This window comes from Faecalicatena contorta, assembly GCF_021531895.1.
GTDB lineage: Bacteria > Bacillota > Clostridia > Lachnospirales > Lachnospiraceae > JAFBIX01.
On record NZ_JAFBIX010000008.1, the window covers coordinates 1 to 25,315 of the forward strand.

Annotated in this window: 25 protein-coding genes and 1 tRNA gene; 4 read left to right on the forward strand and 22 right to left on the reverse strand. The window is 41.8% G+C overall.

Annotated elements, in window-relative coordinates:
• The first annotated feature begins 148 nt into the window (after positions 1-148).
• Positions 149-1,015: a TSUP family transporter gene (locus tag JQM81_RS03870; protein ID WP_235232228.1), complete on the forward strand. Its 867-nt coding sequence runs from the start codon at positions 149-151 to the stop codon at positions 1,013-1,015.
• Between the two features lie 392 nt (positions 1,016-1,407).
• Here JQM81_RS03870 and JQM81_RS03875 read toward each other — a convergent pair whose 3' ends face one another.
• From JQM81_RS03875 to JQM81_RS03905, 7 genes are all read right to left on the reverse strand, one after another.
• Positions 1,408-1,887: a glycine/sarcosine/betaine reductase component B subunit gene (locus tag JQM81_RS03875; RefSeq protein ID WP_235232229.1), complete on the reverse strand. Its 480-nt coding sequence runs from the start codon at positions 1,885-1,887 to the stop codon at positions 1,408-1,410.
• Between the two features lie 17 nt (positions 1,888-1,904).
• Positions 1,905-2,672: a proline reductase cluster protein PrdD gene (gene prdD / locus JQM81_RS03880; protein WP_235232230.1), complete on the reverse strand. Its 768-nt coding sequence runs from the start codon at positions 2,670-2,672 to the stop codon at positions 1,905-1,907.
• Between the two features lie 167 nt (positions 2,673-2,839).
• Positions 2,840-3,565, reverse strand: coding sequence for a D-proline reductase (dithiol) protein PrdB (gene prdB, locus JQM81_RS03885; RefSeq protein WP_235232231.1), 726 nt, complete (start codon positions 3,563-3,565; stop codon positions 2,840-2,842).
• A 2-nt stretch (positions 3,566-3,567) separates the two neighbouring features.
• Entirely contained in the window at positions 3,568-3,864 is a 297-nt protein-coding gene (locus JQM81_RS03890) for a CBO2463/CBO2479 domain-containing protein (RefSeq protein ID WP_235232232.1), read from the reverse strand.
• 16 nt (positions 3,865-3,880) lie between these two features.
• On the reverse strand, positions 3,881-5,752 hold the full coding sequence (prdA, locus tag JQM81_RS03895) for a D-proline reductase (dithiol) proprotein PrdA (protein ID WP_235232233.1): 1,872 nt from the start codon (positions 5,750-5,752) through the stop codon (positions 3,881-3,883).
• 113 nt (positions 5,753-5,865) lie between these two features.
• On the reverse strand, positions 5,866-7,293 hold the full coding sequence (locus JQM81_RS03900) for a proline reductase-associated electron transfer protein PrdC (RefSeq protein ID WP_235232234.1): 1,428 nt from the start codon (positions 7,291-7,293) through the stop codon (positions 5,866-5,868).
• Between the two features lie 151 nt (positions 7,294-7,444).
• Positions 7,445-7,542 (reverse strand) — tRNA-Sec (locus JQM81_RS03905).
• 305 nt (positions 7,543-7,847) lie between these two features.
• On the opposite strand from JQM81_RS03905, the gene JQM81_RS03910 reads away from it, so the two are divergent.
• Positions 7,848-8,882 (forward strand): proline racemase family protein, encoded by a 1,035-nt coding sequence (locus JQM81_RS03910; RefSeq protein WP_235232235.1) that lies wholly within the window; start codon positions 7,848-7,850, stop codon positions 8,880-8,882.
• 123 nt (positions 8,883-9,005) lie between these two features.
• Positions 9,006-9,593: a TetR/AcrR family transcriptional regulator gene (locus JQM81_RS03915; protein WP_235232236.1), complete on the forward strand. Its 588-nt coding sequence runs from the start codon at positions 9,006-9,008 to the stop codon at positions 9,591-9,593.
• Between the two features lie 47 nt (positions 9,594-9,640).
• Here the strand turns inward: JQM81_RS03915 and JQM81_RS03920 are convergent, their stop codons facing one another.
• The 13 genes from JQM81_RS03920 to JQM81_RS03980 form a co-directional block, all read right to left on the reverse strand.
• Positions 9,641-9,877: a DUF3343 domain-containing protein gene (locus JQM81_RS03920; RefSeq protein ID WP_235232237.1), complete on the reverse strand. Its 237-nt coding sequence runs from the start codon at positions 9,875-9,877 to the stop codon at positions 9,641-9,643.
• Positions 9,878-9,879: 2 nt separating this feature from the next.
• Positions 9,880-10,083 (reverse strand): sulfurtransferase TusA family protein, encoded by a 204-nt coding sequence (locus JQM81_RS03925; protein ID WP_235232238.1) that lies wholly within the window; start codon positions 10,081-10,083, stop codon positions 9,880-9,882.
• A 50-nt stretch (positions 10,084-10,133) separates the two neighbouring features.
• Positions 10,134-11,231 (reverse strand): YedE family putative selenium transporter, encoded by a 1,098-nt coding sequence (yedE, locus tag JQM81_RS03930; protein ID WP_235232239.1) that lies wholly within the window; start codon positions 11,229-11,231, stop codon positions 10,134-10,136.
• Between the two features lie 60 nt (positions 11,232-11,291).
• A complete protein-coding gene (locus JQM81_RS03935) occupies positions 11,292-12,428 on the reverse strand; it encodes an aminotransferase class V-fold PLP-dependent enzyme (RefSeq protein WP_235232240.1) in 1,137 nt (378 codons plus the stop codon).
• Positions 12,429-12,567: 139 nt separating this feature from the next.
• Entirely contained in the window at positions 12,568-13,479 is a 912-nt protein-coding gene (locus JQM81_RS03940) for a selenium metabolism-associated LysR family transcriptional regulator (RefSeq protein ID WP_235232241.1), read from the reverse strand.
• Positions 13,479-15,392, reverse strand: coding sequence for a selenocysteine-specific translation elongation factor (gene selB / locus JQM81_RS03945; RefSeq protein ID WP_235232242.1), 1,914 nt, complete (start codon positions 15,390-15,392; stop codon positions 13,479-13,481). The genes JQM81_RS03940 and selB overlap by 1 nt, the downstream gene beginning before the upstream one ends.
• Positions 15,389-16,807, reverse strand: coding sequence for an L-seryl-tRNA(Sec) selenium transferase (selA, locus tag JQM81_RS03950; RefSeq protein ID WP_235232243.1), 1,419 nt, complete (start codon positions 16,805-16,807; stop codon positions 15,389-15,391). The genes selB and selA overlap by 4 nt, the downstream gene beginning before the upstream one ends.
• Before the next feature lie 27 nt (positions 16,808-16,834).
• Positions 16,835-17,875 carry a selenide, water dikinase SelD gene (selD, locus tag JQM81_RS03955; protein ID WP_235232244.1) on the reverse strand — a complete coding sequence of 347 codons (1,041 nt, stop codon included), beginning with the start codon at positions 17,873-17,875 and terminating at the stop codon, positions 16,835-16,837.
• 108 nt (positions 17,876-17,983) lie between these two features.
• Entirely contained in the window at positions 17,984-18,589 is a 606-nt protein-coding gene (gene yedF, locus JQM81_RS03960; RefSeq protein WP_235232245.1) for a sulfurtransferase-like selenium metabolism protein YedF, read from the reverse strand.
• Positions 18,590-18,709: 120 nt separating this feature from the next.
• A complete protein-coding gene (locus JQM81_RS03965) occupies positions 18,710-19,375 on the reverse strand; it encodes a PHP domain-containing protein (RefSeq protein ID WP_235232246.1) in 666 nt (221 codons plus the stop codon).
• A gap of 145 nt (positions 19,376-19,520) precedes the next feature.
• Entirely contained in the window at positions 19,521-20,231 is a 711-nt protein-coding gene (locus JQM81_RS03970; RefSeq protein ID WP_235232247.1) for a GTP pyrophosphokinase, read from the reverse strand.
• A 129-nt stretch (positions 20,232-20,360) separates the two neighbouring features.
• Entirely contained in the window at positions 20,361-20,909 is a 549-nt protein-coding gene (locus JQM81_RS03975; RefSeq protein WP_235232248.1) for a cob(I)yrinic acid a,c-diamide adenosyltransferase, read from the reverse strand.
• An 81-nt stretch (positions 20,910-20,990) separates the two neighbouring features.
• Positions 20,991-22,055, reverse strand: coding sequence for a PTS transporter subunit IIC (locus tag JQM81_RS03980; protein WP_235232249.1), 1,065 nt, complete (start codon positions 22,053-22,055; stop codon positions 20,991-20,993).
• Positions 22,056-22,209: 154 nt separating this feature from the next.
• Here JQM81_RS03980 and JQM81_RS03985 point away from each other — a divergent pair, with 154 nt between their 5' ends.
• Positions 22,210-22,473: a hypothetical protein gene (locus JQM81_RS03985; RefSeq protein WP_235232250.1), complete on the forward strand. Its 264-nt coding sequence runs from the start codon at positions 22,210-22,212 to the stop codon at positions 22,471-22,473.
• Between the two features lie 9 nt (positions 22,474-22,482).
• Here JQM81_RS03985 and JQM81_RS03990 read toward each other — a convergent pair whose 3' ends face one another.
• Positions 22,483-23,898 carry an ABC transporter permease gene (locus JQM81_RS03990; protein ID WP_235232251.1) on the reverse strand — a complete coding sequence of 472 codons (1,416 nt, stop codon included), beginning with the start codon at positions 23,896-23,898 and terminating at the stop codon, positions 22,483-22,485.
• Positions 23,861-25,315 (reverse strand): COG1361 S-layer family protein, encoded by a 1,455-nt coding sequence (locus tag JQM81_RS03995; RefSeq protein ID WP_235232252.1) that lies wholly within the window; start codon positions 25,313-25,315, stop codon positions 23,861-23,863. The genes JQM81_RS03990 and JQM81_RS03995 overlap by 38 nt, the downstream gene beginning before the upstream one ends.

Genomic DNA, 25,315 nt, shown 5'->3' on the forward strand with positions numbered 1-25,315 from the left:
ATATTATACAAATGTTCGTTATATTATTGACATTATTTATATTTTCATGTAAACTACTAATAAGAGATGACCAAGGCCGGTTTCCAATCAGGATACCGGTCTTTTTTGTTTCTGCAATTCATATATTATTTTAAGGAGGATGAGAGATATGAGTGTAGCACATATTTTAATCTTAGTTCTTTGGATACTGACAATTGGTTTTGGTGTTTATTATGTAAAAGACATATTTAAACACAAAGAAGATTTCAAGGAGGTTAAATACGTACCAACTATTATTATTGGTGTGTTAGCTAACTTCTTCGATACTCTTGGTATCGGGAGTTATGCAACTTCAACAACAGCTTTCAAGTTTACAAAGAGTTGTCCTGACGATCTTATCCCTGGTACTTTAAATGTTGCATATGCTATACCAGTTGTTGTGGAAGCTACTGTTTTTATCCAGAAGGTAACAGTTGATCCTTTGACACTTGTTTTGATGATTGGAGCATCTATCTTGGGAGCAGTTATCGGAGCGTCAATTGTATCAAAATGGGATCTTAAGAAAGTACGTATTGCTTTAGGATGCGCATTGATTGCACTGGCTATTGTAATGGTCTGCAAGCTTCTTGGAGTAGGACCTTTTGGTATCATCGGAACTGCAAGTGGATTGACAGGTGTCAAGCTTGTAATTGGCGTACTTGTAAACTTTGTTCTCGGAGCTTTAATGATCGTTGGTCTTGGTCTGTATGCACCTTGTATGGCATTATGTCTGCTTCTTGGATTAAGTGCAGATATTGCTTTCCCAATTATGATGGGTTCTTGTGCTTTCCTGATGCCTTCAGCTGGTATTAAATTTGTAAAAGAAGGAAAATATAATCGTGCAAGTTCTTTAGTACTTACTATTACTGGTGTCATTGGTGTATTGATTGCATGCTTTGTAATCACATCACTTCCACTTACTGTTTTAACATGGGTCGTTACAGTCGTTATGGTTGTATGTGCTTGTATCTTCTTTAAAGATGCATCAAAAGCTTAGCATATTTTGATATATATTCACCATGTTGCATAAAAATAGTTTTTTCTATTGACACTCAAAAATAAAAATGCTATATTTAAAACAACTTAAATGCAAGATAACCAATGGCGGTTTTCCTGACAGGGAAACTGCCTTTTTTGAAAAATCATATGCATTAAGTCAACAACAATTTTGGTTGTTATTGCAGTTGATCCGTTGCCGATCGTTTTCCCCAAGAACGTTCTTGCATCGGTGAACTCCAATTAAATATATACATCCTCTTTATGAGGAGCATTCCCCAGCTTTGTATATACAAAACTGCAATGCAACGAGGAAAACCTCTCAATGACATACCAAAAAGAAAGGGCACGACATACAGGTCGTGCCTTTTCTTTATCATCTGTTATTTCTATTTATTTGTTTTCCTGATCTTTCTTTCTCATCTTAAGCTTCAATAACGCTTTCGCTTTCAGACAGTCAATACGATCCATATTGTTCTCACCGACAACATTTGTCTCTTCACCTGTCGCGCTCTTATTGATATCTACGATCGCATCCAGATAATCATTCACAACTACAAATTGTGCAACCGTACCATTAAAGGTAATTCCCGTAACAGGAATGCCACGCTCACCGATCTGTTCAATCGTATTTGTGTAATCGACATGGCTGTTTCCCCAGCCATCACAGGACAAGATAACACCGTCTGCACGCATACATTCTGCTGCTACAGCCGCTCTCGTACCAACAAGCATCTTGTCTTCGTTACCATCCGGAGAACCGACAAGCATGATTCCCAGCAGATCAAGGTCTGTATCTTCTGCAACCACCTCAAGAAGCGGGTCTCTGAAGTGATGTAATGATGTTTCTTTTGTTGAAGGACCAATTCCCATAATATTCTTCTCCCTTCTTACTGCATGGAACGGATAATTCCGTCTCTATATTCATTCGGTGTAACTATTACCGGCATATTGCCCATATCAATGATGGATTTTGATCCAATCGAGCAAGATGGCTCTTTCGAGAACATATGAGTATCATACATCGCCCCCTGCCCTGCGACCTGTTTGATAATCAAAACACGTTTCTTACCGGGGCGTACTATATCATGATATACATGCTTCTCCGTACACTGATTTCCATTAAATTTTTTCAGTTTTTCTCTGAAAATATTAATGAATTTATCACAAAGCAAATGTGCTTCCGTCGGACCCGGTCGTTCCTGTCCCATACCTGCTGCAAGTGTAACATCGAAGGAAATAATCACATCATTATCTCCCGGAGTACCCGCCTTATTAAGCACGAGCTGCTCTTTTAAGTTACCTTCTGATGATCCAAATTCATGACACTGCTTTCCATTCACATCTACACCGGTAAGCATCACGTATACACCGGTAATTGTATGTGTGATTCCTTCTCCCAATACTCCGAGCACTTTTGTAGAAATCGGAATAATGTCCATGATCGTGTTGGTCCAACGATCATGATCTCCCGGCTGGATTACCTGAATATCAATATCTGTAATATACTTTGCATCCTTTAATAATTCCGGGATAATATCTTTACAAACAGTCATCTTTCCGCCTGTTGTAATATCATTACGATCACCCTCAACAACCGTATCCATATGATATGCTTTAATGGTTAGGCGACGTAATTTCTGTTCCTCAACTGTCATATTTTCTATATCCTCCTTTAGCTTTTTTTGCTACGTAAACTCACTTGTCTTTATTTTATCATACCAGTATACAAAATCAATCCTTTTTTATTACTCTTTCTATAATCAATGAAAGAATCTAAAAAGGGAAATGGACAAGCCATTTCCCTCCTGATGTTTGTTGTATATTAGATTTTAGCAACATACTCGAATGGCAATGGAACGATCTTTCCAGGTGTCTGGATCTCAACCAACTGCTCAAGAGTAGCTTTTACGATAGCTGTCTGCTGTTCCACATTGTGAGGACCACCTGCATTAGCACCCATAGGTACCAACGGAGCAACCGCACGTGGAGTACCAGTCTGACGTACAACTGGTGGAAGAGCTGCAATAATAATTGTAGGAATTCCAGCCTCTTCAATCGCTCTCTGCACCAATACTGCAGAGCGGTGACAGGTACCTCATCCAGCTGTGAGGATAGCTGCATCTACGCCTTCCTCTTTCAGCATTGCTGCTACTGCAGGACCTGTCTCATGTTTGAATTTTTCCTGGTTTCCGCCACCACCCATGAATCCAGCATGGAATGGAGCTGTAGCCTTAATAAATCCTTCTTCTACTAATTCATGAAGTCTATCGATAGGGAACATACAGTTGATATCTTTATTAACATCACTGTTATCATATCCACCATGAGATACCATCAATTTATCAGATGGACATTTATCATCGATCTTTCTCCAAGTAAAGTCACCTGCAAGGTTAAATCTTTCCTGATCTACCTGATGTACACCTGCTGCTGTAGCAAGAGCAACTGTCATATCCTTCAACTCTTTCTCTACTGGTGTCCATACCATCGGTGGAGTAATTGGAACGAAGATTTCTGATTGTAATCCTTTAACAACCGTTAAACTCATTTTTATTCCTCCTCTTTCTTTAAACGAGTGCTCATTTCTGCTTGTTTACGACGCTCTTTTTCTAAATTACTGACGTACTTTTCATGGATTTCAGGACCAAGCTGCTCCGGAAAACTCATATGCCATCCAAATTCCTGACCAATCTTTGGTTCAGTATCACAGATAAACATTCTCTTCGGAGCTTTGAAAAATCCCAATCGTCCTTTTAAATCCACACTGATGCTGCAATCATCAACATCAACACAGATTCCCTCCATGTATATGATTCTGTCACCATATTTCAATCGTTCGTCATTCATTTAAAACACCTTATTCTTAGTTGTATCCTTTATCAATACGTTTCTGGCTAAGTGGAAGTGCCTGCTCATTTTCTACAAGATCAATCTTTGATCCGATAGCATCTTCGATCACTTCAATGTTCGTAGCCTTAACGTTCGGATTCCATTTCTTTTCAGCTGGTTTAATTACTTCACCTGCCATCTGAACTTTGAGCATCTCAAGAGCACGAATTGCATCTTCGTGGCAAAGTGTATTGTTTCCAAGGATTTCGTTCTCAATACCGCCTTCAGATTTGTTGTTATCTACCATTGCTGTCATGTACTTGTTACCAACTACGAGCGCTCCCTGAACTGCACAGTATGAAAGTCCTACTACAGGAACTCCTCTCATACCAATCTGCTCATGATGACTTGCAAAGTCGATATGGTTGTTTCCGAAACCTTCTGTTGTAATAAATGCACCGTCAACGTCCATCATTTCTACTGTCTGACCAAGTCTTTCAGATACATAGAACTTCTCAGCGTTGATCTGTGGAGATCCAACAAAGATTACACCACAAAGGTCAATTTCTGGATCAGCAAGTGCCTCAAGTACAAGTGGCTCTCTCCAGTAATGTCTTGTCATCTCTTTAGATGCAGGTCCGATACATGTAAGAGCGTGGATACATCCATCAAGAACTTCCAATGGGCTCATACATACTGGAAGGTTACCAAGGTCAACGTTAGCTCTTGCTCCAAGAATTCCACATGGTTCTACCGGAAGGATGAAGTTATCATGCATAGCTCCCTGTCCCATGATTTCTTTACAAATAACTACTTTCTTCTGACCTGGGTGACGAACCTGAACGAATTCCTCTGTATCTACTACAAGGTCTTCTTCAAGTTTCTTCAATGCTTCACGGATTTCCTGTGTGATAATATCAAATGCTGTATGTGCAGCCATAGGTCCACGACGTTCCATGTTTGTCTTTTCCTGAACTACGATATTACCTTTGATAAAGATTTCTCCCTTATCTGGACATCCCGGACGTCCCCACATAATGTTTTCATCCATATATCCTTCGGAAGAACCGAACTCACCGATCTGAACTCCACCTTCGTCTGTTCCTGAAAGCATCATGATAGCGCCATCGATTACTCTTGTAACGCCCTGTCCGATCTTAGCATCGCCTTCTTTTGTTGCGATTGGCTGAACATCCATGATTGTCTCAGAATATGTGTGATACTCCTTTGGTGTAACGATTTCAAGATGGAAATCTTTAACAAGATCAGAATTAGCAATTACATCTGCTTCAATACCTTCACGGATTGTAAGAACTGTTCCTTCGATCTTTGTCTCTGGTCCTCTCTTAACTTCTGTGATAGCAAAATGTTTTCTTGTAAGGCTTCTTACAACCTTTCCTTCTTTTGCTACTTCTTCAGCTGCCGGAGCTGCTGCTGGAGCTGCTGCCGGAGCTACTTCTACTACCTCAGCGCCTCCGCCAAGTGCACCAACCGGAATAGAAAGATCAATATCTTTTCCTTCACCAATGTGGATTTTAAGAACTCCGCCTGCAACTGCTGTTGCTGCTGGAGCTGCTGCTACCGGAGCTGCTGCTGGAGCCGCTACTGCTGGAGCCGCTTCCTCTGCTGCTTCCTCTGCTTCTTCCTCTACAGAATCTTTTGCTCCCTCAACAACATCTGCTGTCAGCGGTGAAAGAGAATCAAGAGTTTTTGTAAGTTTTGCTCCTAAAATTTGTCCAATTTTTAAGCATCCATCAAGATTCAATAATCCAGAGTCAACTAACTCATCAAAAATTGCTGGATCTTCAAGATTTGCTGGCTCAATAATGATTCCAGCCTCTGCTCTACAGCATAACACTGCAGGATCATTTGCATGTTGTTTCGCTGTTTCAGCTGTAATAGACATATTGTTCCCTCCTTTTAATTACTTCGCTAATTGTGATAATTAACATATATATAATTGCTTCGTAAAGAGTCATATCGGGGAATCACTCCTTACTTCTGCAATTTATACCATAACTAGTCTTCTACATCAATATCCTGGTCAACCCATTTAGATACTGTAAGCTGACGATACTGTGCGTGACCAACCGCTCTCATAACATGATCTGTCTGATGGAATACTTTAAGTCCCATCTGAGGAGCAGATGCCATAACTGTGTTTGTACAGTCTGAACAGTTACCAATGATAATATATTCGCAGCCATCTTTCTTAAACTGCATATTGTTTTTAACCTGTCCAGGACAGTTTCCAGGACGAAGGCACTTAAGTGGTGCACCCGGTTTATTCTCAATTGCCTGTTTACATCTGCATACAGACACAACTTCACCATGCATTTTCTCTGCGATCACACGCATACGTGCTTCATTACCGCCACATGCACAGACAAGAAGTCCCACTTTCTTACCTGTAAGGTCTGGCATTTTGTATGTTGTAAGGATACCACCTGTTGTCTTTGTCGTTGGCTCATCAAGCTCTACTGCACGTCCTGTGAACGCTCCACCCATGATGATTTCACCAACTTCATCCGGTTTATCCAGTCCGCCGGCTTTTTCGATCATCTCACCAACAGAAACACCGATCGGTACATCCATAAATACATGAGCTGCATTTCCACCTTTGATGTTACCGCGAACTGTCATGTTTTTGCTGATACATGGTCTCTTCTCATCAATTGCCTCAGCAATTCTTGCTGCGGTCTCAAGGTTAACAACAACGGCTCTTGCCGCTGAAGGAAGCTGTGTTGTATCAAGGTTTAATCCAAGGCACTCACGAACAACTGCACGCTCTTCTCCCATCGGGTAAATATCCGGAAGCAGATGCAATGAAATATTCTCTTCATTTTCAATTGCTGCCATCAATGTTTTCACAGCTTTTTTATTTTTCTTTTTAATTGCGAAGATTGCTTTATCAGCCTGTGTGATCTCCATACTGTATTTTACACCACGAAGGCATTTATCACACTGTTCTTCAAGCTGTCTGATGTTGTGTTCAAGTCCCGGCTCACACTCTGCTGCATTTACTAAGATGTAGCTGTATTTACCCGGCTCTTCTACATCATCGATTTCCGGATTAATCTCCGGATTCATTTCTCCAAGAGGTGTCTCAGCAAGGTTGATGTTAAGTTTAACTCCTGTCGGGAATCCAGCGCCTCCCAGACCTACAACTCCGGCTGCTTTAACCATATCAAGCTTTGTAGCATTTTCCGGCAATCCAACTGATTCATCAATTGGCACGAACTCGTCCGGCTGTTCAGCAGCTGGTTCAATAATAATACGATCATCTGTGATCTCAGCTACTTTTCCATAAACACTTGAGAAAATATTTGCTCCAAGTCCTGTAGGTGTAGCAATCAGAGTACCTTTTTTTACGTCTGCCCCTACCTCAACGCACGGTGCGCACGGAGCACCCACGTGCTGACGCAATAAAATCTGTACATTTCCCATGTCACATTCTCCTTTTCTTTTTTAAATATAAGCAAAAACGAAACTCTCCATTTCGTTTACTTATTCCCCAATCATATATTTTTGTATTTTTCTATTTATAAGTTTTATCTATGAGTATTTGCCATTTTTTTAACAGCATTTGCTTCTTTTTTGGCGAGGGCATGTGGGAATCGAACCCACCCAGGACGCTCTTAACGCCCAACACTAGTTTTGAAGACTAGGGGGCACACCAGTCACCCAACTACCCCCATAGATATATTATTTCATGCGAATTAACAATAACACACTTTCCCATATATTTCAACCGTTTTTATTTATTTTTATAATAGCAAAAAAGCATTGACTTTTCAAGGTTTATCCTACATAATGAAATTAGAAATTGAACGCGATACTAGAACTCAGTCTATTTGTTAAAAATCTGTCGTTTTAGAAAAATTAGTTTTATGCAATATGTAAAAAGGCACTAAGAAAACAAGGGGGTTTTCTATGTGTTTTTATAAACGGCTTATAGATATTATCTATGGGTCCAATTAAAAACAAGGAGGTAAAGAGATATGGCTTTACAGGCAAATGTTAATTTCGATCGTTTCGAGGCTGCATTGCAGGTAGTTGATTCTCACACTGTTGGAGAGTTCTGCCGAATCGTTATCGGTGGTTTTCCAGAGCCAGAAGGAAACACAATGATCGAAAAGAAAAAATGGATGGAGAAGAATTACGACCAGGTTCGTACAGCGCTTATGTTTGAACCAAGAGGACACCACGATATGTTCGGTGCATTCCTTTGCAAACCGGTTCACCCAGAAGCAGATTTCGGAGTAATGTTCATGGATACAGGCGGATACCTGAACATGTGCGGTCACTGTACAATCGGTGCTGTAACGGTTGCAATCGAGGCTGGTCTTGTTGAATCTCACGAAGGAGAGAACGAGGTTGTATTAGATGCACCAGCTGGACTTATCCGTACAAAAGCTATCGTAAAAGACGGCAAAGTTGAAAGCGTAACATTAACAAATGTACCTGCTTTTGTTTACAAAGAAAACCAGAAAGTAACTATCGACGGAAAAGAAATCGAATTCACAATTTCTTTCGGTGGAAGCTTCTTCGCATTGGTTGATACTACAAAACTGGATATTGGAGAGATCAATCCTAAGACTGTTCCAGAATACACTAAATTAGGTATGAAGATGCTGGATGTTATCAACAAAGAGATCCCTGTAAAGCATCCATTGCTTGACATTGATACTGTTGACCTGGTTGAGTTCTACGGACCAACACCAAATCCAGACAAAGCTTCTATGAGAAACGTAGTAATCTTTGGAGATGCTATGGCAGACCGTTCACCATGTGGAACAGGAACAAGCGCTAAACTTGCTACTCTTCATCACTGGGGAGAAATCGGCGTAGGCGAAGAATTCATCTACGAAAGCTTTATTGGATCACTGTTCAAGGGCGTAATCAAAGAGACAACTAAGGTTGCAGATTATGACGCTGTTATCCCAATGATCACAGGAAGCTGCTATCTGACAGGTGTTGCTACATACTTGATCGATCCAACAGATCCATTGAAATATGGTTTCCAGGTAGGCTAAATACAATCGGGGTTTTATTAGCATACAGTATAGGACAGAAGCGGATTATATTTAATCCGCTTCTGCTTATATCATGATATCATTTATTTTTATACATTCACCAAGAGAAAGGAATGAGTGCCGATGCCACGTAAGCGCCAATCCACCAAAAGCCGTATTGTAAAAGCCGCATGGAATTTATTTTACAAAAAAGGCTACGATAAGACTACTGTGGAAGATATCATTGCAGCGTCTAAGACATCAAAAGGCACCTTCTATCATTATTTCAAGGGCAAAGAAGCTCTGTTAAATTCTTTATCCTATCTATTTGACGAAAAATATGAGGAACTGGCCGCTGTCATCGACCCTAACTTATCGGCTTACGATAAACTTTTGTTTTTGAACCATGAATTGTTTTATATGATAGAGACAAGCGTAGACATCCATTTGCTCGCTTCCCTCTATTCATCACAATTGATCACAAAGGACAAGAAGTCTTTGTCAGACCACAAACGTTTTTATTTCCAATGGATAACTGAGATTCTGAAAGAAGGGCTGGAACACGGAGAATTCAAGAATACAAGTTCCGCCGAAGAGCTTATGAATATTTACGCCATGTATGAACGTGCCATGCTATATGACTGGGCACTTTTCAAAGGGAAATATTCTCTGAGCGAATATAGTGACAAATTGCTCCCACATGTGTTAGATTCTTTTGTAACAGGAGTATAAATTTATATATAAAAAGTCGAAGCTCATCTGAACTTCGACTTTCTTTTTTATACCATGCATTCATGCATAGCCTCTTCTTCAATTCCAGTCTCTTTCATCATGGATACAATCTGTTCTCTGTCTTCAAGATCTGCGCACCAAGAAAGCCCACAGCCCGCTGATATTGCTCTCGGGACCGGAATGATACGTCCCGGTACATTCTGCTCTTTGCATGCCTTTTCCATTGCCATTGCATCTGCAGTTGTATGGAACGTCACAACTAATTTTAGTTCTTTTTTTCTCATGTCTACTCAATCACCACTTCGAAGTATCCGTCTTTCTCCGTAGAAACTGGTTTTTTACCATGATCTTTCGCATATTTTTCTACATTCATCTTCTGATGCGGCTCTGTAACCAGTACTTTCACCGGCTCAGAAGCTCCTTTTAACGCTTCTGCTGTCAGCATAAGCGGTTCTGGACAAGAAAGACCTCTTGCATCTACTTCCTTCATATTTATTACCTTCTTTCCTAGAATACTATGTATCGGCTAATATTTCAATATTATTTTGCTTCATCTCTCTTATTTGTAAAAGCAATGATGAAACATACAACAATACAGATAATGCATGCAATCTTACCGTTCATCGGCACTGCTCCTGCAACAACTTCCTGTGTTTCAGCATTTAATGCAGTTCCACTTGCAGCAAGACCAAAATTGTGGCATAACGCTGCTCCCACAAACATTCCAATTACAGTCATCGCTGAATCAGAAGAGCCCTGCCCTGCCAGAATCAACTGACGAAGCGGGCATCCACCTGCCAGAACAGCTGCAAATCCAACTGTATACATACCAAGAATGTTCCACAGATGCTCAGAATGTGCGATGATACCAGGTGTATTGAATCCAAGGACAAAACGTCCTGTTGCCACATTAAACACCAACATTACAGCAAACAATCCTGCAATTACACTAAATAAATCAAAATTCTTCATCAAGATAATATCTCTGATACTTCCAGCGAAGCACATTCTGGACTTCTGAGCAAAAGCTCCGAAAATCAGACCGCCAATCAAAGATGCAATAATTGGAGCATGCATACTTCCTGGTCCTGCTTCACTTGCCTTCAGAAGAGATGTACACAGTGCAAGAATCAAAATTCCAAGCATAAGTACCGGAAGAACAACTCCGCTTTCTTTATTCACCAGGTGTGCTCTTCCAAGGCTGAATCCCTTTTTAAGTGCAATAACACCTGTTCCAACTCCCAGTATAAATCCAATGAACGCTACCCATGCATTCAGATCTCCTGCTGACATACGAATCACCATACGCAGAGGACAGCCCAGGAATACCAATGAACCAATGACAATGATCATTCCTAAGATAAAACGGATCATAGGAGATGAGCCTGCTGTAGAACGATATTCTTTCGTTGCTACTGAGATAATAAAAGCTCCTAATACGAGTCCAATAATCTCTGGTCTTGCATACTGTACCACTTCTGCCTGATGCAGCCCCAATGCACCTGCCGTATCACGAATGAAGCAGGCAATACAGAATGCCATATTGGCCGGATTGCCCAATGCTGCCAGACATGCCGCTACAAGTCCACAGATAACGCCGGCCAGCGCTAATTTTTTCTTTGAATCTGATAAATTCATGTTTACTCCTCCTTTAAATTCCTCTCTCTTTCACCAGACACAAAAAATGGTTGTCCCATTCTAGTCTTGTGATAATTCGCGGATCGCTTTTATTGCCGTATCCACCTCTTCTTCCGTATTGTAATGAGAAAAGCTGAACCTTACAGCCCCCTGTTCTACCGTACCAAGTGCTTCGTGCATAAGCGGTGCACAGTGTCCCCCTGATCTTGTAGAAATATTATATTCTGTAAGAAGTGCATCACTCACTTCGGAAGAATCATAATCACCTATATTCAATGTCACGACCGCGCAGCGATTCTTCGTGCTGAAATCCCCATATATTTTCACATTTGGGATATCTTTTACACCTTCATAGAATCTCCACATCAAATCCTGTTCCCGATTCCGTATTGAATCAATTCCTGTCTTTTCCAAATATTCCAATGCGGCATGAAGTCCTGCAATTCCATGACCGTTCAGTGTGCCTGCTTCTAACGCTGTAGGCATTTCTGCCGGATGTATCTTACTATAAGTCTGCACTCCACTGCCTCCAGACTTCAACGGACGAACTGACAGTCCTTCCCGGACATAGATTCCACCTGTTCCCTGTGGACCAAGCAACCCCTTATGTCCCGTAAAACAAAGTATATCAATCTGCATGTCCTGCACATCTATCGGAAATACACCTGCAGTCTGTGACGCATCTACCGCAAACAGGACACCATGCTTATGTGCCATCTCGCCAATCGGCTTTAAATCGATATAATTTCCCGTAAGGTTAGAACCATTCGTACAGATAATCAACTTGGTCTCTTCTGTAATCGCGTCCTCAATATCCTGAATGTTTAGCGTACCCTGCTCATTACTCTTCACAATTGTCAGCTTCACACCCCGGGCTTCCATCTCATACAACGGTCTCAACACCGAATTATGTTCCAACATTGTGGTAATCACATGATCCCCAGGATTAAGGATCCCTTTGATTGCTATATTCAAACTTTCTGTAGAATTATTCGTAAATGCTATCTGCCTTGCATTGGTACCATGAAAAAGATGACATAGTTTTTCTCTGGTATCATATATAATTCTGGAAGCACTTAAAGAGGCGTCATTGACGCCTCTTCCCGCGTTCCCCATTGAACTCATAGCGGCCACTACTGCATCAATTACTTCCTGTGGTTTATGCATGGTAGTTGCTGCGTTATCTAAATATATCATAATTATTGTCCGTCCTTTCCTCTTCAGAAACTCCCAACCGTATACCTATAAGTATATGCTGAATTCCCTGTTCCGTCTAATTGAAATACCTTATAAACAGCGCCAGTTATAGATCACGTCTATAACTGGCGCTGTTTAATTATTTTTCTACCGGATATACTTCTTTCACAACTTTGATAAATCTTTCTGCTGACCGAGACAACTGATAATTCTTGTTGTATACAAGATTAATATCCCTTCCCTTATCGGCCTTTGGAATCGGAAATGCAAGCACATATCCTGCTTCCGCCTCATCAGCTGTTGCCAGTTTGGATAATATAGAGATTCCCATTCCCTGACGGACAGATTTCTTAATCGTCTCCTGATTCTCGATACTTGCAATAATATCCAGATCCGACAAATCAACCCCTGCCTGTTTCAATTGCTTTTCCGCTTCTTTTCGGGTGCCGGAACCTTCTTCTCTTAAAATCACATGTTCTTCTAAAAGCCAGCTGATATCATCCGTCATGTGGTCCTTCAATTTCTGGTATTTCTCTGTATTCGGTGTAATAATAACCAGTTCATCTTTATAGAATGGCATGTATTTACAATGCTTCTTCTCCAACACAGTTCCTGTAAATCCCACATCAACCATATGCTCTACAATCTGTGTTACAACTTTCGCGCTGTCCGTCTCCATAATCTTCAGCTGCTCTTCCGGATATTTTTCATTGAATCGCATCAGCACTTTCGGAAGAAGATACTGTGCCGGTATGGTAGAAGCTGCAATCGTTATACAATGCTTTCCGCCTTCTTCTCTGGTTCCAAATCGTTCATCAATCTTCTTTTCCAGATCTACCATTTGTCTTGCATATTTATACAGATCTTTTCCATCTTCAGACAAACTGACTTCTTTTGTATTTCTAACGAACAGCCTTACATTGAGTTCCTTCTCCAAAGCTGCAACATGTGCACTGATCGTCGGCTGTGTCAGATATAACTTTTTTGCCGCTTTCGAAAAACTTCCTCCTTCTGCCACCTGGACAAAGGCTTCTAATTGCTTTAAATTCATTAGTACGCTACCCTTTCACTCTCTGCTCCTGTTTTCTTGGTTACCTTGATTCCATCCATATATTCAAGTATAGGTTTCGCACTTTTTCTACTAGTCTCAAAAATATCTCTTACCTGCGCAATCGTGATCACAGGATTCTCCTGAAGTTTCTCTTGGATCAGCTCCTTCGCATGCTGCATATATTCACTTAAAGTATACATATCGTCTGTAACCTTAACAATCTTCTGTTCTTCCAGGAGAATATTCAAAATATCATCTACTATATCTCTGGATATTCCTTTGAAATCAATCTCGGAATAACGCACGAAATCATACTTTGCTTTTGCAAATGTATCTCTCAATATCTTAGATACTTTGCCATATATCTCATCTTTTCTTACTTCATATTCCGGTGTACACAAAAATTCTTCCACTCGTTTCAAATGTCCCTCATCAATGAGTTTTTCAATGATCTTGTCAAACACATTCGGTTTGATCTTTGGGAAATGTGTAACCTGAACTTCCGCTTTTTTCATGCCATAACGATACGGATACTTATCTTCATAATTCTTTAGTGCCTGATTCAAGAGCTGGCCAGCCGCTCTTTTGCTGTCGGTATGCCATACATAGGTGTCCTTACGCATCGGAAATACGCAGACTAACCCTTGTTCCTCCAGTTCTTTGACATCTTCCTGTACTTCTTCAACAGAAAGCGCGGTTAATTTTGCCAGTTCTGTCATTGTGATCAATGTATCTTTGTGTTCTTTTACATGAAGTTCAATGACATCTGCTGTAGAACCAGATTCCTTGCGTTTCAATTCTTCGATGACCTCCTCACGGAATCGTCGCTTCACTCCTGGATTCGGTTCCAGAATCACGCCTCCTCCAATCGTTTCCATCGGTGAATAAAAACGGACAACGAACTTATCACCTCGTCTTACCGCAATCTCTTCCTCCAGCCGCAGCTGCACATAGCCACTCTCGCCCGGTCCAATCTCTTCCTTATCAAGCAAGACTGCACGACATAATATCTCACTGGTTCCCGTGAAGAAATGCAGTCTTGTATGGTTCGTCAGTATTCTCATAGATGAATCCAGGATCTGAAGTTTTACATCCAGAAGATCCGTATTCTTCATACTGTTTGGCGGCGCCAACACACAACCTCGTTTGATCTCCTTTTTCTTTACATTAGACAGATTGATTGCCACACGCTGTCCGGCATAGCATTCATTCTTATCTTGTCCATGTACCTGAATACTGCGAATCTTACATTCCTTTCCAATCGGATACATCTCCAGTGTATCTTCTTTCGTTATAGTCCCCGATACCAACGTACCAGTAATAATCGTTCCAAATCCTGACAGTGTAAATGCACGGTCAATCGGAAGTCTTGGAATTGTCTGCACGTCTTTTGATACTACTTCGTCACTGGTCATATGCACAATCGTATCTATCAGCGAATCCAATCCTTCTCCTGTCGCCGCTGATACTTTTACCACCGGTGCATGTTCCAAAAACGTTCCGTGCAGCTCTTCTTTTACTTCTTCTTCCACTAATTCCAGCCATTCTTCATCTACCAGATCACATTTATTCAGTACGATAATGCTCTTTTCGATCCCCAGAAGATTCAGAATATCCATATGTTCTCTGGTCTGCGGCATAATCCCTTCGTCTGCGGCAATTACCAACAGAACAAGATCCATACCTACCACACCGGCAACCATGTTGTTAATAAATCTTTCATGTCCGGGAACATCAATAATTCCGGCACGATCTCCGCTTGGAAGATCAAAATACGTAAAACCAAGGTCAATCGTAATTCCTCTCCTCTGTTCTTCTTCCCAACGGTCTGTATTTCTTCCTGTCAATGCCTTGATCAATGTTGTCTTCCCATGGTCGATGTGACCTGCAGTACCAATAATTATATTCTTCATAACAGGCTGGTCTCCTCCAATATATCCAGTTCTTTTAACTGGCTGATGATTAATTTAAATGTCGTCTTATCCAAAGTACGGACATCCAAAAGAATGGTGTCATTGACCGTCCTTGGGATAATCGGAACCGGAAGATGTCTCATCCGTTCTTCCAACTCCGGTACACTGATCTTGTCTGGATGAATCGTCACTGCCATACTCGGAATCCGTTCCAGCGGAAGTGATCCTCCACCAATCTGTGATTCACATGGCTGCACATCTATTCTGGCCGGAAGTCCCGCACGTTTTAACATGCGGCTAAAACTTCTGGCATCATTCCTGATCTCTTCCAATGGTCTGGTAATCATACGAAGTACCGGTATATTCTGAATTGCTTTCTCTTCAGACAGATACTCCTGCAGCACCAATTCCAATGTTGCCGCTGTAAATTTATCAATTCGAAGAGCACGGGTCAGCTGGTTCTTTTTCATCATATCGATATATTTTTTCTTTCCGATGATGATTCCGGCCTGTGGTCCACCCAACAACTTATCTCCGCTGAAACATACTACATCAGCACCTTTGGCGATTGACTCCTGTACCGTCGGTTCGTAAGTAATCCCATACTTGCTAAGGTCAATCAGCACACCACTTCCCAAGTCTTCAACAACCGGAAGATCATGCTCTTTGGCAAGCGGTATCAATTCATCAATACCTACGGTATCTGTAAATCCCACGATACGGTAATTACTCGTATGCACCTTCAAGAGTGCTTTTGTCTCTTCAGTGATTGCATTTTCATAATCATCATAATGTGTCTTATTCGTAGTACCAACTTCTACAAGTGTGGCACCACTCTGCTCCATTACATCCGGAATACGGAACTTACCACCAATCTCTACCAGCTCACCACGGGATACAACTACTTCTCCGCCTTTTGCCAGTGAACTTAGGATCAGCATCACCGCTGCCGCATTATTATTTACTGCCATGGCAGCTTCTGCTCCGGTAATTTTACATAATAATTTTTCAAAATGAGAATAGCGCTCTCCTCTGCGACCTTCTTCCAGATTATATTCCAGATTGGAATATCCGGTTGCAATTGCTGCAACTCGTTTCATATGCTCCTGGCTGATAGGAGCTCGTCCCAGATTCGTGTGGAGAATCGTCCCAGTCCCATTAATGACCATACGCATATTCGGAGTATGCATAGCTGCTACTGTTCTCTCAATATGCTCTTTCAAAAGATCAATCTGAGTCTTGGCTTTATCTTCCTCATCGCATTGACCGATATATTTTCGAAGCTTATCCATCTCTACATGGATCGCTTCCATGACCGTATCTCTGCTGTAATGAGCAATTAACTCCTGAATCTCTTCATCCTCCAGCAGAACATCTACCTTTGGAATACTGCGATATAATTCCTTCTTGTTCATCGTCTTTTCCTCTACATTCTATTCGTTTTAAAACAGACGGATTAATTTGTCACTTTTTTCTGCTACTTTTCCGATAATCGAAACCGTCGTATCCATACCTGCATTGTCAAAATCACGCAGCATGTCCTGAAGATATTCAGGGGATACGCTGATCAGCAGACCACCGGAAGTCTGCGGGTCATAAAGAAGATCAAGATAATGCTCTTCCACCGAGCCTGCTTCTACCTTACCGATAGAATATCCGCGGTTCTTATATGCACCTGCCGGAACAAGGCCCATCTTGGCATAATCGATCGCATCTGCAAAATAAGCAATATCTTTTACATTTATTTCAAATGTTACATCACTGGCAGAAGCCATCTCTACACAATGCCCCAGAAGGCCAAAACCAGTAATATCTGTACACGCAGAAACATCGTATTTCTCTACAACCTGCTTTCCTTTCTTATTCAGAGACGCCATAACTGTCTGCGCTTCTTTGATGGCGGATGCCGAAGCCATCTCTGCCTTAATGGCAGTATTCACCACACCACTTCCAATCTGTTTGGTAAGCACGAGAATGTCTCCAGCTCTGCAGCCATAATTTTTAAATATCTTATCAGGGTGTACAAAACCGGACACACATAATCCATACTTAGGTTCATCATCTTGTACAGAGTGTCCTCCTACCAGTACCGCACCTGCTTCTTTCACTTTATCCGCGCCACCCGCCAGGATGTCGCCCAAGATCGCCGGATCCAGACAATTCGGAAATCCGACTATGTTAAGTGCCACTGCCGGTTCTCCTCCCATGGCCCATACATCACTCAGGGAGTTTGCAGCCGCAATCTGTCCAAACATATAAGGATCATCTACAATCGGAGTAAAGAAATCTACTGTCTGAATCATTGCAATCTCATCTGTCACTTTGTAAATAGCTGCGTCATCGGACGTTTCAATACCTACTATTAAATTATCATCATGGAACTGGGGCAGCTTACTCAGAACCTGAGCAAGGGTCTCCGGACCTATCTTGGCCGCTCACCCAGCCGTTTTTGATAATTGCGTTAATCTGACATCAGACTTCATACTTTTGTTCCTCCTAAAAATATTTTTGCCCTGCATAGCTTACTATGCAATGAAAAAAGCCAGCTCCTGCTGTCACAGGAGTCTGGCCGTCTTACTATACACCTTACATTATGGTTTAATAATCTTTCCTGCTTTTGCCATCGTCTCAACAATGCTGTACATATTGGTCACAGAACCAACAGCCAGTTTTTCTTTTAATCCATAATAATCCAGGCAAGTTCCGCAAGTCATAATCTCGACGCCTTGTGCCTCAAGAGATTTCAGATCTGCCAAAGAGTCAGATCCTTCTGTTGTCAAAGTAGCTCCTCCATTATAGAACAGCATGGTCTTTGGCAATGTATCAAGCTGAGTTACTGCAAAGATAAATCCTTTGATCAGGACTTTCCCCAGCTCATCATTACCACTTCCCATACGGTCAGAAGAAATGACTACAACAGTGTTGCTTCTTGCGTCCGGCATACAGGTCTCTTCTTCCTGTTCCTCTGCCTTTGGAGCACCTTCCATCTGAATCGTAACTTTAAATTCGGCATCCCCTACTTTTTCAGAAGAAACTTGTCCTCCGGCACTTGCTGCCATCTTTGTTACATTCTGCACAGCAATCTCATTGTCTACCAGGACTTCAATTGTCTCTGGACCTGTAAGTGCCTGCATTGCCTTTTTGGTCTTAATAACCGGGATCGGGCAATTATCTCCCATTGCGTTGACTGTAATCATGACGCTTCCACCTTTCTTTGCAGTCTTTTTACCCTCAACACTTATAGACATATTCTATCATCGTTCGCATAAAAGGTAAATGACTTTTTTGTAATAATATGTAAAAGTTTCCGAAAAAGGCTAGAATCCACAGGTACTATAGCCCCGCCCTCTTTCGTATTCTTTTATATCAATCACACGATATGCTCCATCGGCATAATACGCAGGCTTCATCTGCCCTTTCTTAAATACCGCAAGAAATTCTTGTAATGTATGAACTTCTTCTGGGAAATAGGTCGCACACACTCCAACCTTCTCAGGTACGTGGCAGTCACTGGATCCCAATGTAAAACACCCCAGTTCCATCGCGTATCTTGCCGCTTTCTGGCAGGCCTCTACCGAAGTACTCCCATTCAGAACCTCCAGTCCATCCAATCCCCTTACCGTGCGAAGGTTCTCTTCCAGACCCCGGTTATTATTCCGAAACGGATGCGCCGCAAAACACACTCCACCTTGCGCTTTCACCAGATCAATGAAATCCTGCGCCGGGATTCTCTCTCTGGGATAATCCTCTATTCCAAACGCTACAATATCTCCTTGCAATGAAAAGAATTCAATTCCTACAAATATCGGGAATCCTGTTCTTGCCGAATATTCTGCCGCATAATCCTTCAGTCCCATATCATCATGGTCTGTAATGCAAATGGCTCCCAGGCCTTTTTCTTTCGCAATCTGTACCATCTGATCTAATGTTAGAAAACTATCTTTTGAATATGTCATTTCATGCATATGTGTGTCTATAAACATACCCTATTCTCCTTCGCCACCTTAGTATCCCTTCTCACTATATATTATATAAATCCTTGGCCTCGGCTTCAAATAGAGTTTTTTTATATTTGATGGCTATATATAGATATTATCAATATATTATCCAAAAGAAATAGGTCTGAGATCAACTCAGACCCTGTAGCTCTTGCTGATTAGGCTTCCCTATTTCTTTCCTGTTCGTACTTGCTTTTAACTCTTCCTGCTTTTCTATATATTCCTGAATTGCTTCATTTAATGACAACATCTTTTCATCCAGTGTAGACACCATCTCGGCACACTCTCTCAGATCCCGACTGATATACTCTGGCGCATTCCCTTCAAATTTATAATAAATCTTATGTTCTAGGCTTGCCCAAAAATCCATGGCGATGGTCCGGATCTGTATCTCTACTTTGGTATCGACTACACTGTCCGACAAAAATATCGGCACGGATACCAGCATATGATAACTCTTATATCCACTTTCCTTGGGATTCTTAATGTAATCCTTAATGGAAAGTACTTTCAGGTCGCTCTGATTTCCAATCATCTCTGCAAGTCTGTAAATATCAGATGTGAAGGAACAGATCAGCCTGACCCCAGCGATATCGTTAACATACTTTACCATGTTTTCAATTGATATCTCGTATCCATTTCTTCTTAATTTTTTTACAATACTTTCCGGTGACTTTACCCTTGTCTTGATATGTTCGATCGGATTGTATTGATGTACATGCTGAAATTCGTCATTCAATATATCCAGCTTGGTTCCTACTTCTTTTATCGCGGCGCTATAAAGAAACATAATCGTCTTCCAGCTGTCTACATCTTCATAATTCTTGATTGCATTCTCCATGTAGCATCTCTCCTCTCATCGGGAAGAGCTAATTCTGTACTATGTTAAGTATAACATATGAACCATGGGATGTCATGGATTTCACAATTATTTAAGAAAGAGATTATATTTACACTTCTATGCAAAATTCTAATACTCAATTCCTTCTCTCGCCATCTTTCCCAGATCATAAGGATGCTTTACCTTAACCATCTTTGTGACATAATCTGCGATTTCTAAAAAGTCATTGGATACCTCATGTCCCGTCAATATAATCTCCAATCCGCGAGGCTTATGCTGAAGGAAACTGATAAGCTTTTCTTCACTGAGAACTTGCAGCTGTACTGCACACAGAGCTTCATCCAATAACAACACATCAAACGGTGGACAGAACTTCACGATCTCGTCCAGTGCTTTATTATTATAATGACGCAGTTCTGCCTTCTCATCTCCATTCATTCTGCTTACGAACTTCACAGGTTCTCTTCCAGGAAGGCAGGTAATATTCGAGATGGACTCCAGAATCTTACGTTCATTCGAGGAATTATCTTTCAAAAATTGAAAAACAAGCACCTGAAGCCCACACCCGGCAGCCCTTACTGCCTGTCCCATAGCAGCGGTCGTCTTGCCTTTACCATCTCCATAGTATATGTGTATTCTTCCTGTGCCTGTCATAATCGTATCCCCGCTTTCGTCCATTTTGAAATCATCAACGTTACTCTCATTATAGTATTCTATTGCAAAATTGTATAGCAGAGATTTTATTTTGTTGTCTTTCTACTACATATCCAGCTTCATATCTCCAAACTGAATCCAGCCTTTTTTCCGCATGAATTCAGAGGTACCCAGAGTCACGATTGCCGGCAGAATAATCTGGATGACCAGAATCTTTATCAGAACTACTGATGCTGGTTCTGTCGTGATCATCGTCTGCCACGTCATGATCTGTCCCACGAGACCCGCTGTTCCCATACCAGAACCTGTCGCATTGCTGGTCATATGCAATACTACCGTTCCTACTGGACCTAAAATCGCACTGGATAAGATGACCGGCAGCCAGATCACCGGTTTCTTCACAATATTCGGAACCTGAAGCATAGACGTTCCAATTCCCTGGGCTAATAGACCTCCGATCTTATTCTCCCGATAGCTTGCCACTGCAAACCCTACCATATTACAGCAACATCCTACCGTTGCAGCACCTGCCGCAAGACCGGACAAATTCAGAATAATCCCCAATGCCGCCGAACTGATCGGAAGTGTCAGGATCATTCCCATCAATACGGATACCACGATACCCATCAAAAATGGCTGTTGCTCTGTTCCCCAGTTAATCAGCGAACCAAGCCATGCCATAAATCCAGAGATTGGCGGCCCAAGAATCAATCCCACAGTCGCACCCGTTCCAATCGAAACGATTGGTGTTACCAAGATATCTACTTTCGTCTTTCCAGCCACCATATGTCCAAAGAAAATACCTACATATGCTGCAATAAATGCTCCCAGAGGTTCTCCTGGTCCGGCGTAAACCATTGCTCCATCAACCAGAACCGTTCCAGCCAACAGCTTGCTCGCGAATGCACCGATCATTCCAGCCGTTGCTGCCGAAACCACTACCAATGAGGATTCCTTGAATCTATAAGCCACTGCCACACCGATACCCGCACCAGTCAGCGAAGCTGCTACCTTACCAATTACAAAAATCATATCACCGACTGTACCACCCATCAGTGTGCCGACCTGTTGAATGATTGTACCGATAATCAACGTGGCGAACAAGCCTTGCGCCATCGCACTCAATCCATCAATAAAAATCTTATCTAATGCCTTTTTAAACCTTTCCATACCCTTCTCCTCATAGTCTATGTACTTTTACAACTGTCTTGTCACTTGACAAGTCTAGCATAGTATAAAGTGGAAATCAAGCCATCCCCTTTACAGTTTTTTCAAAAAAATATATACTTTTATGTATTCATAGGGAAAAGCGAGGTATACTTTTATGTTTCGATTATGGGGAAAAGAATTTAAGGACAATAGAATGATCCGGGATACCGTCATCTGTGATGATTCGGACGATACCCGGACCCATAAGATTTTTCACGCGCTTGATGCCATATGTTATGAATTTGATCTGAGCAAACCTATCTGGCTGGATTCTACGATTGCGGAATTCAAACGTCATGACAAAGCGCGGTTTACACAGGATAATTTTGTGGATTCCATTGATTTTGACTACCTGGAAATCCATGTGATAGAAGAATAATACAATCCTCTATTCATTTCGTATTGCAGCCAATGGGCTTAAGTTCATGGCACGAAGTGCCGGGAAGTATCCGGCAGCTACTCCGACCAGCATGGCAAATCCCATGGACAATAATACCAGCCACCATGGTATATAGGATATGTTTCCATCGATTCCCATGGCTGCTCCATGACCAGTCAGGAAGTTAATCACGCCCGACATCAGGAAGCTTAGGATATTGCCAGCAATACCTCCAATCAGGCCAATGAATGCTGCTTCCAGCAAAAACATCTGCTTTATATTTTTAAGGCTGCATCCCAACACTTTGATCACACCAATCTCTTTGGTCCGCTCATAGATGGACATCATCATTGTGTTGGCAATTCCTATGGCGGCTACCAGAAGAGATACTGCTCCGATTCCACCCAAAACAGCTTGAACAATAGCGAACTGACTCTTCATGCTATCCAGATATTCTGCATTGGTCTCCACATTATAGCCCATTTCACGGATGACGGAAGCCACCGCATCCACATTCTCAATATCATCTACCTTGATCTGCGCATAAGAATAACAAAAATCTTTGTATGGTTTTCCTGACTTTGTAGTAGGCTGCCCAGGGATGACTCTTCCTGAGAATTCTTTTTTCAGTATTTGTTTTAGTGTATCCAGATCACAGTATATATTGTAGTAATTGGCATTATATTCTTCCGGACTTCCTTCTACAATTCCACAAGCTTTTACGACATGCTTTTGTACCGATTGTACAACCACCTGCTGCCCGTCGCTTCCATCCCCTGTTCCAGCAGTTGCTCCATTGCTTCCAGATCCATTATTCTGACTGTTATAATAAGCATCCTGATCTAGAATCATGAATAAAGAGTCTTTTGCGAAATCAATATCCGGTAATTCACCAGTCTCATAATACCCCTGATCTGTCCCTTTTTCATAGAACATCGTCGGAATCCCATTTCCATATACCAGCTCCAAGTGTCCGCCATTCGCATTCGGAAGCGTACCTTCATCCAGTGGTATGTTCTTTGCTTTCAGAGCTTCAGGAGTCATGGCAACCAACTGCCCCCAGCCTTCATATTTTCCCTTTAATAAGATAACTGAAAGTTCATATACTGGAGATGCCATAGCCACATGCTCCAGATCTGCCAACTGAGCAACCGATTTGTCATTGATATATTTTGTAGATTCTTCTTCATCAGACGAATGATACATCATGGATTCCCCGGCCTGCGCTCCCGTTACTTTTATAGTAGTAAGGCCGCCAGACTGTTCTACTTCCCGATAGAGAGACTGCTGCATGCCAAGCCCCAGCGAGATCATAACAACAATGGATGCCGTACCGATCAATACCCCTAGAACTGTCAGAAATGTTCTTAATTTACGCCGTTTTAAATTACTGCTGCTCATCCTCAGAAGGTCCATCCAGTTCATCCAGCAACGCCTCCTCTTCTACTAATGTCTGTTTTTTCTTCTTTTTTCGAATGATGATCACTGCTGCCGCGATGACTGCTAATGCAGCAACAAGAATCAAGATTGGAATGACCGGGATTCCTCCCTTATCTTCCGTCTCCATATCCATGGCTGCCAGATCCGACTCACTGGCTTCTGTAACTTCCAACTGAAAGTCCTTCGTCATCGTCTTGACCTCACCGGCTTCATCCTCATAGCTCAATGTCATCGTAATCTTGGCAGGTCCTTTTGTCGCTTTCTTTCCTTCTACCATTGCATCTATAGAAGCACTTGCGCCAGATTCTACATTGCCTACAAATACCTCTTCTTTGTCAATACAGCTTCCTTCAAAAGTAGCCTTTACATTATACAATTTAATCTTTCCAAGATTGTATAGATTACACATCACGTTGGCTTCCTCGCCCACTGCAATGCTCTCCGGGCTAATCTCAAATTCACTGAATTCGAATCTCGCATCCTGCTTGACCGGAATCGATATACTGGACGTTGCTTCAATCTGAGTCGCACTGGAATCCTCATACTTCATGCTCATATCGATACTGTAAGGCTTCTGAAGAAGGTCGGCTTTTGCATTGAGCTGAATGGAAATATCTGCCGTTCCATTAGCTGCGATTCCTTCCAGATAGATAGAACTTGATCCTGACGCCGGAAGAAATGCAGGTGCTGCTGTCTGTTCATCACTTCCTTCTGTCGGTGCACTCAGGTCAAATAACATATTGCTGACTCTTGTAGACTTTGAAGTATTTTTCAAATGAATCGTTAATGTAAAGTTGCTGCCTGCCCGTACTTCTGCCGGATCCGTGGTAAATCCTGTAACGATCACTCTCGGAACCGAACCTGAGCCCGCAGATCCGCCGCCGCTGTATGACACACCACCATTACTGAATCCACCTGCATCTGCTTCCTGTCCTTCCTCCTGGCTCGACTTCTTATCTTCCGGTTTTGCCGTTGTATTCACATAAAACTTCTGAGATGCTTTCACCTCATTCTCTGCCGTTAATACGAACTGAAGCGTATATCTTGCAGATGGTACATCTTCTCTTTGCACAAATTCAAATGTAAAGTCACAGGATTCCCCTGCCGGAATGACATCCACAGACTGCTTATAATCCTGATATTCTGTTTTAAATGGCCAGGACTCGCCGCTATCTCCTAATTCTGGTGCCAGAGTGACCTGACTTAGTGACTGTGATGTACTGTTTGTCACGGTAATCGTCCATTTCTGCGACTGTCCAGCCTGAAATACTGGTACTTTGTTATCTTTTGCTTTGATAGTGATGATTTCCGGCGAAGCTGCCTGTATCTCAGCTGGTTTCACCATCGTCACCACCAATGCTGCCATGCAGAATCCTGCCAATACTTTCTTTAATCGTTTCAT

Excerpts from the sequence above, each read along its gene's own strand:
- JQM81_RS03870 (WP_235232228.1), top strand. The coding sequence starts at position 149 with ATGAGTGTAGCACATATTTTAATCTTAGTTCTTTGGATACTGACAATT.
- JQM81_RS03875 (WP_235232229.1), bottom strand. The coding sequence starts at position 1,887 with ATGGGAATTGGTCCTTCAACAAAAGAAACATCATTACATCACTTCAGA.
- prdD (WP_235232230.1), bottom strand. The coding sequence starts at position 2,672 with ATGACAGTTGAGGAACAGAAATTACGTCGCCTAACCATTAAAGCATAT.
- JQM81_RS03890 (WP_235232232.1), bottom strand. The coding sequence starts at position 3,864 with ATGAATGACGAACGATTGAAATATGGTGACAGAATCATATACATGGAG.
- prdA (WP_235232233.1), bottom strand. The coding sequence starts at position 5,752 with ATGTCTATTACAGCTGAAACAGCGAAACAACATGCAAATGATCCTGCA.
- JQM81_RS03900 (WP_235232234.1), bottom strand. The coding sequence starts at position 7,293 with ATGGGAAATGTACAGATTTTATTGCGTCAGCACGTGGGTGCTCCGTGC.
- JQM81_RS03910 (WP_235232235.1), top strand. The coding sequence starts at position 7,848 with ATGGCTTTACAGGCAAATGTTAATTTCGATCGTTTCGAGGCTGCATTG.
- JQM81_RS03915 (WP_235232236.1), top strand. The coding sequence starts at position 9,006 with ATGCCACGTAAGCGCCAATCCACCAAAAGCCGTATTGTAAAAGCCGCA.
- JQM81_RS03920 (WP_235232237.1), bottom strand. The coding sequence starts at position 9,877 with ATGAGAAAAAAAGAACTAAAATTAGTTGTGACGTTCCATACAACTGCA.
- JQM81_RS03925 (WP_235232238.1), bottom strand. The coding sequence starts at position 10,083 with ATGAAGGAAGTAGATGCAAGAGGTCTTTCTTGTCCAGAACCGCTTATG.
- yedE (WP_235232239.1), bottom strand. The coding sequence starts at position 11,231 with ATGAATTTATCAGATTCAAAGAAAAAATTAGCGCTGGCCGGCGTTATC.
- JQM81_RS03935 (WP_235232240.1), bottom strand. The coding sequence starts at position 12,428 with ATGATATATTTAGATAACGCAGCAACTACCATGCATAAACCACAGGAA.
- JQM81_RS03940 (WP_235232241.1), bottom strand. The coding sequence starts at position 13,479 with ATGAATTTAAAGCAATTAGAAGCCTTTGTCCAGGTGGCAGAAGGAGGA.
- selB (WP_235232242.1), bottom strand. The coding sequence starts at position 15,392 with ATGAAGAATATAATTATTGGTACTGCAGGTCACATCGACCATGGGAAG.
- selA (WP_235232243.1), bottom strand. The coding sequence starts at position 16,807 with ATGAACAAGAAGGAATTATATCGCAGTATTCCAAAGGTAGATGTTCTG.
- yedF (WP_235232245.1), bottom strand. The coding sequence starts at position 18,589 with ATGATTACAGTCAACGCAATGGGAGATAATTGCCCGATCCCGGTTATT.
- JQM81_RS03965 (WP_235232246.1), bottom strand. The coding sequence starts at position 19,375 with ATGTTTATAGACACACATATGCATGAAATGACATATTCAAAAGATAGT.
- JQM81_RS03970 (WP_235232247.1), bottom strand. The coding sequence starts at position 20,231 with ATGGAGAATGCAATCAAGAATTATGAAGATGTAGACAGCTGGAAGACG.
- JQM81_RS03975 (WP_235232248.1), bottom strand. The coding sequence starts at position 20,909 with ATGGACGAAAGCGGGGATACGATTATGACAGGCACAGGAAGAATACAC.
- JQM81_RS03980 (WP_235232249.1), bottom strand. The coding sequence starts at position 22,055 with ATGGAAAGGTTTAAAAAGGCATTAGATAAGATTTTTATTGATGGATTG.
- JQM81_RS03985 (WP_235232250.1), top strand. The coding sequence starts at position 22,210 with ATGTTTCGATTATGGGGAAAAGAATTTAAGGACAATAGAATGATCCGG.
- JQM81_RS03990 (WP_235232251.1), bottom strand. The coding sequence starts at position 23,898 with ATGAACTGGATGGACCTTCTGAGGATGAGCAGCAGTAATTTAAAACGG.
- JQM81_RS03995 (WP_235232252.1), bottom strand. The coding sequence starts at position 25,315 with ATGAAACGATTAAAGAAAGTATTGGCAGGATTCTGCATGGCAGCATTG.